The sequence below is a fragment of the Alkalimarinus alittae genome (assembly GCF_026016465.1).
Taxonomy (GTDB): domain Bacteria; phylum Pseudomonadota; class Gammaproteobacteria; order Pseudomonadales; family Oleiphilaceae; genus Alkalimarinus; species Alkalimarinus alittae.
This window is the reverse complement of the sequence record NZ_CP100390.1, coordinates 1,385,637-1,398,762: the sequence shown is the minus strand read 5'-3', so window position 1 is coordinate 1,398,762 and position 13,126 is coordinate 1,385,637. Positions and strand designations below refer to the sequence as shown.

The window sequence follows — 13,126 nt, the reverse complement described above, 5'->3', positions numbered from 1 at the left end:
GTTGCTAAAATAAGTTATTAAAGTAGCTATTATTATTTTATTCCGATGGGTAAGTTCGTTCAAAAACACTGTAGTTTACTACTTCATTCAATAATGATGTAGCAAATGATCCGGTTGGTAACAAAAAACCAACATCGAGAACATTTTCTAGCAACGTCCACGTCATCTCTTGCGGTATAGCCGCTAGCGGGCGCTCTTCCATTTTTAAACGGTTGGCATACAACCCTTTAGTGATATCTGGGTATTGTTCGAAAATCGAGCGTTCAAGCTGACTGCACCCAACATAGCCTTCCGGATCACGATCTTCAAAAATTTGATCAACAAAGTCTCGCGGTAACTCGCCGTAAAGTGGTCCGGCAGAAGGCCTATCTAGCCAACTACTGTTTTCTATCCGTTCGGCCAGTACCCTATTAAATAGAAAAGAGCGAGCCGCTGAAAGGTAAAAACCTCGCTTACTTTTAGTGGCCTTAATTTCACGCTTAAACATCGCGACGGCTTTATTAACATTCGCGCCATTTCTGCCAAAACGCTGTTCACCAAAGTAATTGGGGAATCCTCGACGACTTACCGCTTCAAGGGACTGCTCAAGCAATGCTAGATCACCCTTTATATCGCGAATACGCAGTACAAACCGATTAGCGTAGTGCTGCCCTCGACGAAGTTTATGGCTGTGTCGCTGGTATGAGAGCACCTGTAAGTTCTCATCATTTAACTGCGCCCACTCTGGCTCAGGGTTATTACCCAAATAAACACTAAACCACTGCCGCGTCACAGCATGTCGATCTTTTAAACCACTTAAGCCAATGTCCATTTCTCTCACACCGGCATGCTTGGCTATTTTGCGCGCAATAAAGTCTGTGTTTTCACCTCGTTTCTCAACAAAGAGCCAAACATGCTCGCCCTCGTCAGCCAATGAGACATCCATCATCTCCTCAACAAAGAAATCTTCATTACAGGTTCTAATAACACCTTGGCAGCTTATATTTTTATTCGCGGTGGGAAACGATAGGTTATATTCCAAATTTAATGTCCTATTCAAAAACTTCGCTATAGCGGCTTGATCACTAAACAGGTCGCAAAACACGCGATCCCTTCTTTACGACCAGTAAACCCTAAATGTTCTGTAGTCGTAGCTTTAACACTGACGGTTTCAACATCTATGGATAAATCTTCTGCAATACTCTCTCTCATGCGTTGAATATACGGTGCCATCTTGGGAGCCTGAGCAACAATAGTGCAATCAACATTAGAAATGCCGAACGGTAGAATAAGCGATCGTACTTTTCGTAGTAGCGAACGGCTATCTGCACCAGCCCACTCTGCATCAGTATCAGGAAAATGATGCCCTATATCGCCCAGTGCCACCGCACCTAGCAACGCATCACACAGCGCATGAAGCAGTACATCTCCATCAGAGTGTGCTTTTAAGCCTTGTGCATATGGGATTTTCACCCCCCCAATAGTGACATGATCACCCGATTCAAACGCATGAACGTCGTAACCTTGCCCAACTCTAATTATGGGTAAACTCATCTAGTCACCATATCCTTTTCTCTTGATAGATATATCTCAGCTAAATGGAGGTCACCCGGCTGAGTAATTTTAATGTTTTCAGCGCTACCCTGAATCATTTTAGGTGTTAGGCCTTCCGCTTCCATCGCTGATGCTTCATCGGTAATCACGACACCTTTATTCAAACCATTCTCGAGTGCGCTATACAAGGCTTGATACCGAAACATCTGCGGCGTATAAGCACGCCATAGCGATGAGCGGTCTACTGTATTTACAATACCCCCATTCACCACTTTCTTTACTGTATCAGCAACAGGCACACCCAGTATTCCGCCTACGTCATCAGCCTCTAACGCCTTAACCATTCGATCAATATCGTTGAGCGTAATGCAAGGGCGTGCGACATCATGCACGAGCACCCAGTCATCAGGGCTTGCCCTATCAGCAATAAGCTGAAGCCCATTCAACACGGTATCAACCCTTTCTTTTCCTCCATCAAACCGCACGACCCGCTTATTACAGCTGATAGGAAATCGCTCCCAGTATTGATCGTCTACCGAAACCCCCACTAACAGATGATCAAAGAGTGGATAGCTAAGGAGTTTTTCGAGTGTATGCTCAATAACCGTTTTATCAGATAGCGGAAGGTATTGCTTTGGGCGGTCTGCATTCATTCGACTGCCTACACCGGCGGCAGGAACGATAACCCAATATTTAATAGATGGACGAGGGGGGGAGGTCTTAGTCATCGCTGGGGTGGAATTAGTCATAGCGGAGGTGGGATTAGTCATAGTAGAAAGTACGCACCCGATACGTTATTTTCATAGGCTCACTTATTATCAATTAACAGATAAAAAGACTCACCTTTATGAATCATGCCCAAATGATTTCTGGCACGCTCTTCAATCGCTTCATTTCCCGACTTTAGGTCTAGTACCTCGGCATCGAGCAGTGCATTACGATCAGCCAACAATTGGTTGGCTGCAATTTGTTCGTCAATCTGTTTCTGTAACACCCACACTTGTGCAAAGCTGCCCTCTCCTACCCAAAGGCGAACTTGTAACGTTACAATAAAAACAGAAAGTAAAAGCCAGAGCCATTTCATAGTGGGTACACTAACAGCAATCAAATTAAGTCTAAGTCTAAGTTTAACCTGCTAAGTGTGCCACTGTTATTTATGCACAGAAATAGCAGCATTTAAAACAAGAAAGGGCAGATATTACTCTGCCCTTTCTAAACGCTTGATCAGTAGTCAGTGTTAGACTCTTACTTTACCGTTAATTTCGACCAAGCCTTTATAAGGTGCCGCACGCCCTAACTGCTCTTCAATTCTTAGCAGGCGGTTATACTTAGCAACACGATCAGATCGGCACAATGAACCCGTTTTGATCTGGCCTGCACAGGTACCTACCGCTAAATCTGCGATAGTGGTATCTTCTGTTTCACCTGAACGGTGAGAAATAACCGCAGTATATCCAGCATCTTTTGCCATCTTTATCGCATCAAGCGTCTCAGATAAGCTACCGATTTGGTTGAACTTAATAAGAATTGAGTTAGCAATACTCTTATCGATACCTTCTTTAAGGATACGAGTATTAGTCACAAACAAATCATCCCCCACTAACTGGATGAACTCGCCTGACTTCTTAGTTGAATATGCCCAACCATCCCAGTCGCTTTCGTCTAGGCCATCTTCAATCGATACAATCGGGTACTTTTTAGTCAAGTCATCGAGGTAGTCCGAGAAGCCTTCAGAATCAAATATTTTACCCTCGCCCGCTAAGTTATACTGACCGTCTTTGTAGAATTCAGACGCCGCACAATCAAGCGCTAGCGTGATATCTTTGCCTAATTCATAACCTGTTTCAGCAATTGCATCTTTAATAACCGCTAATGCCGCTTCATTTGATTCTAGGTTTGGCGCAAAGCCACCTTCGTCACCAACAGCCGTATTAAGACCTTTGCTTTTTAATACTTTTTTCAGTGCATGAAATATCTCTGCACCTGCACGCAATGCTTCTGCAAATGTTGGTGCAGTCACTGGCTGAACCATAAACTCTTGAATATCGACATTATTATCGGCGTGTTCACCACCGTTAAGAATATTCATCATAGGTACAGGCATTGAATACTGGCCTGGTGTACCATTGATGTCGGCGATATGAACGTATAACTCAACACCCTTAGACTGCGCGGCTGCTTTAGCGGCTGCCAATGAAACAGCAAGAATTGCGTTCGCACCTAAAGTCGCTTTGTTATCAGTACCGTCTAACTCAAGCATCTTGTTATCAAGTGCGCGTTGATCTGTAGCATCCATTCCTACTAGAGCATCACGAATAGTCGTATTAATACCCGCAACAGCGTTTAATACACCCTTGCCCAGGTAACGAGACTTATCGCCATCTCTTAATTCAAGTGCTTCACGCGAACCGGTAGATGCGCCAGAAGGTGCACATGCAGTTGCTACAAAGCCACCCTCTAGAAAAACATCGGCTTCCACTGTCGGGTTACCACGAGAATCTAGTACTTCACGTCCTTTGATATCAACGATTTTTGCCATTACTCTGTATCTCCAATTACGACACAATTACTATTTAAAAAGTATTCTTTCAGTTATTACCGTATTTAACAGCTCACGTCATTCCCGAGAAGGCGGGAATCCAAATACTTGCACACCTAAAACAATGGATCCCCACATTCGCAAGGATGACGTGCTGTGTATCCCATCTACGCGAAGATAACGTGTGGTGTACCCCATTTACGAGTGTGCTGTATCAGCCCGTTAAACGTTTGCTAAAGCCTATTCAGTATCTAGCGGTTCAAGGCTCTTAACCAAATCATCAATGGCTTTAATCTGCTGTAAAAACGGTTCTAACTTATCTAAACGTAATGCACTTGGGCCATCGCATTTAGCATTGTCAGGGTCTGGGTGTGCTTCTAGGAATAATCCTGCTAAACCTGCCGCCATACCTGCACGTGCTAACTCAGCCACTTGCCCTCTGCGTCCACCCGATGCAGCACCGGATGGGTCACGGCATTGCAATGCATGAGTGACATCAAAAATCAGCGGAAGCCCACCAGTACACTCTTTCATGGTCCTAAAACCAAGCATATCAACAACCAAGTTGTCATAGCCAAAGTTACTGCCGCGCTCACATAAAATAATATTCTCGTTACCCGCTTCTTTGAACTTCTCAACGATATTACCCATTTGAGAAGGGCTCAGGAACTGCGGCTTTTTAACATTAATCACCGCGCCGGTTTTAGCCATTGCTGCCACCAGGTCGGTTTGGCGAGCCAGAAAAGCAGGTAGCTGGATAACATCACAAACGTCCGCTACTGGTGCCGCCTGATAAATCTCATGTACGTCGGTTATAACAGGCACATTGAATGTCGACTTAATCTCTTCGAAGATCTTCAGCCCTTCTTCCATGCCAGGTCCACGATAAGAGTGGATTGAGGAACGATTCGCTTTATCGAATGAGGCTTTAAATACGTAGGGAATACCCAATTTCTGAGTCACTTCTACGTACTTTTCAGCGATCTGCATCGCCATATCGCGTGACTCTAAAACATTCATTCCGCCAAATAATACAAAAGGGCGATCGTTAGCAACGGATATATTCTGAACGTTAATAACTTTAGACATATCTAAGGTCCCTATTTTTTATTATCAAAGGCAGCGCGAACAAACCCTTCAAACAAGCCATGTCCATCACGTGGATTAGACGTAAACTCAGGGTGGAACTGACAAGCCACAAACCAAGGGTGGCTAGGGTCTTCTACAATCTCGACCAGCGCCCCATCCATTGAACGACCTGAAATCACTAACCCTGCCTCATTTAATTTGGGCAAGAAGTTATTATTCACTTCAAAACGATGGCGATGACGCTCTACAATAACGGGCTTGCCATAGCTTTCATACGCTTTAGTACCTTCTTCAAGACGGCACTCCTGACCACCTAGACGCATTGTTCCGCCAAGGTCCGAATCTTCATCACGTGTTTCTACCGCACCGCTAGCATCTTTCCACTCTGTGATAAGCCCCACAACAGGAAACGGTGATTCTTGAGTAAACTCAGTACTGTGCGCACCTTCCATTCCGGCAACGTTACGGGCAAACTCAATAACGGCCACTTGCATGCCTAAGCAAATACCTAAATAAGGGACTTTGTTCTCACGCGCATACTGTACAGTTTTGATCTTGCCTTCCACACCGCGCTCACCAAAACCACCTGGTACTAAAATAGCATCAACGGTATCTAAAACCCCAGTACCATCACGCTCAATATCTTCTGAATCGATATAGCGCATTTTGATTTTAGTACGGTTATGTATACCTGCATGCTTAAGCGCTTCAATCAACGACTTATATGCATCAAGCAATTCCATATATTTGCCAACCATTGCAATGGTGACATCTTTTGTTGGGCTCGCTTCCGCTTCTACTACGGCATCCCACTCAGAAAGGTCTGCAGGCTTCGCCTCTAAGTTAAAGCGCTCAACGATAATATCGTCCAAGCCTCTTTGATGGAGCATTGAAGGAATTTTATAAATGCTGTCCGCATCTTCTAAGCCAATCACTGCACGCTCTTCTACATTGGTGAAGAGTGCGATTTTTCGACGTGAAGAATCATCAATCGGATGATCTGAGCGACATAAAAGAATATCTGGCTGAAGACCTATAGAACGCATTTCTTTAACAGAGTGCTGTGTAGGCTTGGTTTTGGTTTCGCCAGCAGTGGCGATATAAGGCACCAACGTCAAATGCATAAAGAGGCTGCGCTGTGCGCCCACTTCAACTCTTAGCTGACGAATCGCTTCAAGGAATGGCTGTGATTCAATATCGCCCACCGTTCCGCCAATTTCGACTAACGCGACATCTACATCCCCCGCACCTTCTACAACACGACGCTTTATTTCATCGGTAATGTGAGGAATAACCTGAACCGTACCACCCAAGTAGTCACCACGACGTTCTTTACGAATAACATCTTCGTAAACGCGACCACTGGTAAAGTTATTACGCTTGGTCATGGTTCTTCGGATATATCGTTCGTAGTGTCCTAGGTCCAGATCCGTCTCTGCGCCATCATCCGTAACAAACACTTCTCCATGCTGAAAAGGGCTCATCGTACCCGGATCAACATTGATATATGGATCAAGTTTTAAAATGGTTACTTTTAGTCCTCTAGATTCCAATATTGCGGCCAAAGAAGCTGAGGCAATACCTTTACCCAGAGAAGATACAACACCACCGGTGACGAATATATAGCGCGTCATGCAGATCCCGTAAGTCTTTTGTTTATAAAACAGTAAGTTTATGAAACATTAATTAGTGAGGGGAGATTGTCATCTCAAGATGGGGGGTCAGGGTACCAGAATCTCAAATTCGACTCAACGAAAATCATCTATCTAACGATCGCTGATATCAATATTTTACAATTGATTATGGCTTGGCTTTTAGCCCCACTTTATTTCGATGCTTTCAGGACGCATTATACCCTGAAAACCTTCCGCTACTAATAAGTTTCCAACCGCTACTAAGCTCTCATTGTAATATAGCAACGGAATCGAATCTCTCAACCATGGTGGCACATTCTCATCATGAAACCATTTTTTTAACGGCCGATGATGCGCCTTTCCAACTGGCTTAAATAATTCTCCGCCCTGACGAAACTGAATACTGACTTGCTCGCCTCTCTTTGGCCGTCGCAGCAAAAGCCTATCACCCTCTTTAGACTCGCCATCCATTACGCAGAGTGTATAGCATTTCCCTAATATCGTGCGCTCAAACAAGCTTAATCGGCCGACACCTTGGTCATCGCCATATAATGAAGGCTCAACACCAATCTTAATAACATCGTGGGAAGCAGCTTTTTGATCTTCTATCTCCCTCACAGATAAAGCAAATATTGCATTTCGATAACGCCTAACACACCCTAACGACCACTCAATCAATGGGTTCGCATCATCTCTTGCAATCAACAGCTCAGTCCAAATTCTTTGAAATCGTTTTTCTCCAGGGTATCCCACCCCTTTCTGCCGTAACCAGTAGCGAACCACATTGCGCTGACGACTCATCGGTAACGTCATTAATTCTGTGATTGATAACGCCAAATCAAAAACATCATGCTTTATAGATGCTAAATCAATCTGAGCAAGTGCGTCTTCTAATTCCGCACTTTCGCGACAATGGCTGGCCGACATAGCCAACCGACTAATAGCCCCCTGCCAACGATTTTCTAGCTGAGGGATAATTTCATGCCTAATATAATTTCTATCGTAATCAAGGCTGGCATTACTCTCATCCTCAACCCATTCAAGTTCAAACGCTGTAGCAACTTGAAGAAGTATCTTTCTAGGTAGCGCTAAAAATGGCCGTTCAATGATTGCTGAGTTAAATTCACGGGTTCGAGGGATACTCGCAATACCTTTTGCGCCCGCCCCCCTCATCAATCTCAATAACACAGTTTCTGCCTGATCATTTTGGTGATGACCCTGTAGCAACACCGCACCATTAGGCAACACATCTTCAAAAACAGTGTAACGCGCCGCTCTAGCGGCCTCTTCCACACCTTTGGTTTTGTTGGTGAGCGAGACCTTCCGAACGACTAACGCGACACCCCATCGTTGACACATTTGCTCGCAGTGAGCCTGCCATTGATCAGCATAGTCACTCAAGCCATGATGCACATGAATCGCCGTAACGGGCGACTGACGAAACTGAGATAGATAACGACTTGCAAGCAGTAGCAGCAATGAAGAGTCCAACCCACCACTTAAAGCAACATAGTAATTATTTGAAGCAGGAATGGATTGAAGAGATTGCTGTAAAGAATCGGGCAATGAGGCATACCAAGCCTCATCTAACACATGAGGCTTGGTATGCCGTTTTGAATCAGAGGAACCGGTCATATGACGTCAAGCGCTGATATCTTGCCTCAACCAACTCATCAACAGGCATCTTTTTAAGTTTTTTAAGTCCAGCTATTAGCGCTGCTTGCAGGTTTTCGGCTATCTGCTCATGGTCACGGTGGGCAGCACCCAATGGCTCATCGATTAATCGATCAACAAACCCTAATGCCTGAAGCTTAGACGCCGTTATACCCATCGCCTCCGCTGCTTCTGACGCATACTCCGCACTCTTCCATAAAATAGAAGCACACCCTTCTGGCGAAATAACCGCATAGGTTGAGTATTCAAGCATATAGAGTTGGTCGCAAACACCAATCGCTAGCGCACCACCAGAACCACCTTCACCAATAACCGTTGAAATAATCGGTGTTTTAAGGCGAGACATAACCGCTAAATTATGGGCAATAGCCTCGCTCTGACCACGCTCTTCAGCACCGATACCCGGGTACGCACCAGGCGTATCAATAAAGGTCAGTATAGGTAGTTTAAAACGTTCAGCCATTTCCATTAGGCGGCAGGCCTTTCGGTACCCTTCAGGTTTAGGCATACCAAAGTTACGTCTGACCTTCTCTTTTATTTCTCGTCCTTTCTGATGACCAATCACCATCACAGGCTCACCTGCTAGCCGAGCGATCCCTCCCACAATAGAAGGATCATCTGCGAATGCACGATCGCCATGCAATTCGTCAAAGTCCGTAAAGATATGAGAAATATAGTCTAACGTGTAAGGTCGCTTTGGGTGACGAGCAAGGCGTGCGACATCCCATGCGGAAAGATCCGAAAAAATATTTTCGGTCAATGTCACACTTTTATTTTTGAGGCGGTTAATTTCTTCCGTGATATTCAAATCACTATCATTACCCACCATTCTAAGCTCTTCGATTTTCTCTTCAAGCTCAGCAATAGGTTGTTCGAAATCCAAGTAATAAGCGTTCATATCGCTATAATCTGTTGCAAAGAAAGTTCGTCAGTGGGCAGTCAATACTGGCACTGTACCAATAGCCAAGTGAACATGGCTAGTAAAAGCACTCTAATAATTGGTATTTTCTACAATTTACCTATCAAAACACAAGAGTCATCGAGAGGAAACCGGACATTTTCGAGGAAATTCGACACATTTCCAGTTAAATACCCTGAACATCCTCGAAGATCGACTTTATTTTAATGCTGATTGGCGAGAATACGCTAACTTAATCTCGATAACGCATCTTCACATTAGTATCGCCAAGCACATAGCGAAGCCCCTGAATGAGCTCATCCGCAGGTTTAACCTGCCAGTCACGGCCTAACTCGATCATCGAGCGAGCGTCACTGCGATGATAATCAACCGTCACTTTACAACCCTCACCTTTATAAGGCGTAAGTGTTTCTTCTAGTTCATTTAAAAAGCCGTTAACAAAAACCCCTTCATCCACTTTTAAATATAGCGATTTAGCATGACGCATGCGCGCACTGAGGATGTCGTAAGCCGCGTTAACTCTCATTTTGGTTGAGCCTGTGTAATCATCAATGCTGACCTCACCTTCCACAACCAAAATAGTATCGCTAACAAGTAGGTCTTTATTCTGTTCATAACTATCTGAGAAAAAGGCTATCTCTGTTCTGGCTGTTCGATCATCAATCGTAACAAACGCCATCGTGTTGCCTTTTTTATTCTTCATCGTCCTTACAGCAACGATGAGTCCTGCGATGTTGATATTCCCTTTGCCTGGCTGGATATCAGCGATCGGCGTTTTAGCAAACTGCCGAACCTCTTTCTCGTATTCATCAAATGGGTGACCCGTGAGATAAAGCCCAAGCGTGTCTTTTTCAAGCTTTAGACGCTCTTTCTCGCTCCACTCTCTGATATTTTTAGTTTCTGCGTACACATCTTCAGCCTCATCAGAAATCACTTCACCAAACATATCATCCATGCCGGCACTCTGATTTCGACTATTCTGATCTGCTCGTCGCCCCGCCTCACCAATACTCGCCATTAAACGACCGCGACTAGGGCCAATATTATCCATCGCACCTGACTTTATTAAGGCTTCAAGGGCTCGCTTGTTGACCTTCTTCATATCGACTCGATCGCAAAAATCGAACAAGCTCGTAAATGGCCCTCCTGCTTGCCTCGCCTCAATCAGACTTTCTATCGGTCCCTCACCTAACCCTTTTATGGCACCCAGTCCATAAACAACCCGATCATTTTCATCTACCGTAAACGTGTATTCACTCACATTAACATCAGGTAAAACGAGGTCGAGCCCCATTCGCCGACATTCTTCAACCAGTATCACCACCTTGTCGGTGTTCTGCATATCCGCAGTCAGTACCGCTGCCATAAACTCTGCAGGGTAATGGGTTTTGAGCCATAACGTTTGATAAGAAACCAATGCATAGGCTGCAGAGTGCGATTTGTTAAATCCGTATCCAGCAAACTTTTCAACCAGATCAAATATCTTCATCGCCAAGTCAGGGTCTATTCCCTGTCCTTTAGCCCCTTCAGCAAAAATCGCCCGCTGCTTTTCCATCTCCTCAGGCTTTTTCTTACCCATAGCCCGTCGAAGCATGTCGGCACCACCGAGGGTGTAACCTGCCAAAGCCTGCGCAATCTGCATAACCTGTTCTTGATAAACGATAACACCGTAGGTGGGTTCAAGAATCGGCTTCAAGCATTCATGCTGGAAATCTACATGAGGGTAAGCCACATCAGCCTTGCCATGCTTTCGGGCGATAAAGTCATCAACCATGCCTGACTCAAGCGGCCCTGGTCTAAACAGTGCCACCAAAGCGATCATATCTTCAAGATCATCAGGCTGTAAGCGGTTAACTAGATCTTTCATTCCGCGAGATTCTAGCTGGAACACTGCAGTCGTTTCTGCTCGCTTAAGCAAGGCAAACGACGGTGGATCATCCAACGGAATTCGATCGATATTAACCGGGTCGTGAGCCATTTTACGGGCATTGATCATTTTCAAAGCCCAGTCCACAATAGTGAGTGTTCTCAACCCCAAAAAGTCAAACTTAACGAGCCCCGCTGATTCAACATCATTCTTATCAAACTGAGTCACCAAGCCATCACCTTCTTCATCACAGTGAAGCGGTGAAAAGTCGGTGAGCTTAGTCGGAGCGATAACCACACCACCGGCATGCTTACCAGTATTACGGGTTATACCTTCTAATTTTAAGGCCATTTCCCAAATTTCTTGGGCGTCTTCATCCTGTTCGATAAACTCCCGCAACGGCGCTTCCATATCCACGGCTTTAGCCAAAGTCATGCCGATTTCAAACGGAATCATCTTCGATAAACGATCAGCCAAGCCGTAAGACTTCCCCTGAACACGGGCAACATCTCGCACAACCGCTTTTGCAGCCATGGTACCAAAGGTAATAATCTGGGATACCGCATTACGGCCATAGTTATCTGCAACATAGGCGATAACCCTGTCACGACCATCCATACAGAAATCGATATCAAAGTCAGGCATCGAAACCCGTTCAGGGTTTAGGAATCGCTCAAAAAGAAGATCATATTGCAGTGGATCAAGATCGGTAATTTTAAGTACATAGGCCACCAAAGAGCCGGCACCCGACCCTCGACCAGGGCCGACAGGAATATCATTATTTTTGGACCACTGAATAAAGTCCATTACGATCAAGAAATAACCCGGAAACCCCATCTGAATGATGATATCCAGTTCAAACTTCAATCGATCAAGATAAGGCTGACGCCTATCCTGATAATCATCAGCATTTTTATCTAAAATAGTCTCGAGTCTTTCTTCTAGCCCCTCTTGGGATATCTTGCGGAAGAACTCATCCATCGTCATCCCTTCAGGGATCGGGTAGTTAGGCAAGAAGTACTCACCCAACTGAACCTCAACATTACAGCGCTTTGCAATTTCTAGCGTGTTTTCTAATGCTTCCGGTATGTCTGAAAATAACTCAGCCATTTCTTCGGGGCTTTTAAGGTATTGCTCTGGGCTATAAAATTTATTTCTACGAGGGTCATCAATCGTGCAGCTATCATGGATGCAGACACGGGTTTCATGCGCTTCAAAATCTTCCGTTTCCATAAAGTGCACATCATTAGTCGCGACCACTGGGCAGCCCATTTCGGTAGCCAGCTCAACACTTAAGTGCAGACACTCTTCATCATTCACCCGCCCTGTTCGCTGCAGCTCAAGATAAAACGAATCAGGAAAAACGCTCATCCAATAACGGAGCCGCTCTTTAGCCAGCTCTTTTTTACCTGATAGAAGCGCTCGACCAATTTCACCAATCTTTGCTCCTGATAACGCAATAACGCCTTCAGAAGCGTCTTCTATCCATTCTTTATCAATAATCGCCTTATCGTAACGCTGCCCCTCAGTAAAACCACGAGAGACGAGCTCAGTTATATTGCGATAGCCGACGTCATTTCGCGCATACAAGGTAATTCGGCTTGGATTATCATCTTCATCAAGATTGCGAAGCCATAAATCAACACCAATGATAGGCTTAATACCCGCCCCCATTGCACCGTTGTAAAATTTGACCAACGCACACATGTTCGACTGGTCGGTCAGCGCTACAGCGGGCATCTTATAGCTTGCCAGTTTTTTCATCAGCGGCTTTAGTCGAATAGTGCCATCGACCAGCGAAAATTCAGAATGGACTTTGAGATGTACAAAAGGGACAGACATAAACTCTTCTATTTAACTAAAAAATTAAA

Annotated in this window: 10 protein-coding genes; all 10 read right to left on the bottom strand. The window is 44.8% G+C overall.

The window, feature by feature from the left end; all coding sequences use genetic code 11:
* Nucleotides 1–37: 37 nt before the first annotated feature.
* The 10 genes from truD to dnaE all read right to left on the bottom strand — a co-directional run bounded on the left by truD (nt 38) and on the right by dnaE (nt 13,097).
* Nucleotides 38–1,021 carry a tRNA pseudouridine(13) synthase TruD gene (gene truD, locus NKI27_RS06330; RefSeq protein ID WP_265048838.1) on the bottom strand — a complete coding sequence of 328 codons (984 nt, stop codon included), beginning with the start codon at nt 1,019–1,021 and terminating at the stop codon, nt 38–40.
* Nucleotides 1,022–1,047: 26 nt separating this feature from the next.
* Nucleotides 1,048–1,533 carry a 2-C-methyl-D-erythritol 2,4-cyclodiphosphate synthase gene (gene ispF, locus NKI27_RS06325; RefSeq protein ID WP_406802959.1) on the bottom strand — a complete coding sequence of 162 codons (486 nt, stop codon included), beginning with the start codon at nt 1,531–1,533 and terminating at the stop codon, nt 1,048–1,050.
* The gene (gene ispD, locus NKI27_RS06320) at nt 1,530–2,303 is read right to left on the bottom strand and encodes a 2-C-methyl-D-erythritol 4-phosphate cytidylyltransferase (protein ID WP_265048837.1); all 774 of its coding nucleotides are present in this window, start codon (nt 2,301–2,303) and stop codon (nt 1,530–1,532) included. Before ispD ends, ispF begins: the two co-directional genes overlap by 4 nt.
* Before the next feature lie 38 nt (nt 2,304–2,341).
* Nucleotides 2,342–2,617 (bottom strand): cell division protein FtsB, encoded by a 276-nt coding sequence (gene ftsB, locus NKI27_RS06315; protein ID WP_265048836.1) that lies wholly within the window; start codon nt 2,615–2,617, stop codon nt 2,342–2,344.
* A gap of 153 nt (nt 2,618–2,770) precedes the next feature.
* Complete coding sequence (eno, locus tag NKI27_RS06310) at nt 2,771–4,072, bottom strand: phosphopyruvate hydratase (RefSeq protein ID WP_265048835.1); 1,302 nt, start codon at nt 4,070–4,072, stop codon at nt 2,771–2,773.
* Nucleotides 4,073–4,312: 240 nt separating this feature from the next.
* The gene (gene kdsA / locus NKI27_RS06305) at nt 4,313–5,161 is read right to left on the bottom strand and encodes a 3-deoxy-8-phosphooctulonate synthase (protein ID WP_265048834.1); all 849 of its coding nucleotides are present in this window, start codon (nt 5,159–5,161) and stop codon (nt 4,313–4,315) included.
* Between the two features lie 11 nt (nt 5,162–5,172).
* A complete protein-coding gene (locus NKI27_RS06300) occupies nt 5,173–6,795 on the bottom strand; it encodes a CTP synthase (RefSeq protein WP_265048833.1) in 1,623 nt (540 codons plus the stop codon).
* A 180-nt stretch (nt 6,796–6,975) separates the two neighbouring features.
* The gene (gene tilS / locus NKI27_RS06295; protein WP_265048832.1) at nt 6,976–8,430 is read right to left on the bottom strand and encodes a tRNA lysidine(34) synthetase TilS; all 1,455 of its coding nucleotides are present in this window, start codon (nt 8,428–8,430) and stop codon (nt 6,976–6,978) included.
* Nucleotides 8,414–9,367: an acetyl-CoA carboxylase carboxyl transferase subunit alpha gene (gene accA, locus NKI27_RS06290; RefSeq protein WP_265048831.1), complete on the bottom strand. Its 954-nt coding sequence runs from the start codon at nt 9,365–9,367 to the stop codon at nt 8,414–8,416. Before accA ends, tilS begins: the two co-directional genes overlap by 17 nt.
* Nucleotides 9,368–9,620: 253 nt before the next feature.
* Nucleotides 9,621–13,097 (bottom strand): DNA polymerase III subunit alpha, encoded by a 3,477-nt coding sequence (gene dnaE, locus NKI27_RS06285; protein ID WP_265048830.1) that lies wholly within the window; start codon nt 13,095–13,097, stop codon nt 9,621–9,623.
* Between the last annotated feature and the right edge of the window lie 29 nt (nt 13,098–13,126).

Bases quoted from the DNA above. Each gene is read 5' to 3' on its own strand.
- ispF (WP_406802959.1), bottom strand. From the start codon at position 1,533: ATGAGTTTACCCATAATTAGAGTTGGGCAAGGTTACGACGTTCATGCG.
- ispD (WP_265048837.1), bottom strand. From the start codon at position 2,303: ATGACTAATCCCACCTCCGCTATGACTAATTCCACCCCAGCGATGACT.
- ftsB (WP_265048836.1), bottom strand. From the start codon at position 2,617: ATGAAATGGCTCTGGCTTTTACTTTCTGTTTTTATTGTAACGTTACAA.
- eno (WP_265048835.1), bottom strand. From the start codon at position 4,072: ATGGCAAAAATCGTTGATATCAAAGGACGTGAAGTACTAGATTCTCGT.
- kdsA (WP_265048834.1), bottom strand. From the start codon at position 5,161: ATGTCTAAAGTTATTAACGTTCAGAATATATCCGTTGCTAACGATCGC.
- NKI27_RS06300 (WP_265048833.1), bottom strand. From the start codon at position 6,795: ATGACGCGCTATATATTCGTCACCGGTGGTGTTGTATCTTCTCTGGGT.
- tilS (WP_265048832.1), bottom strand. From the start codon at position 8,430: ATGACCGGTTCCTCTGATTCAAAACGGCATACCAAGCCTCATGTGTTA.
- accA (WP_265048831.1), bottom strand. From the start codon at position 9,367: ATGAACGCTTATTACTTGGATTTCGAACAACCTATTGCTGAGCTTGAA.
- dnaE (WP_265048830.1), bottom strand. From the start codon at position 13,097: ATGTCTGTCCCTTTTGTACATCTCAAAGTCCATTCTGAATTTTCGCTG.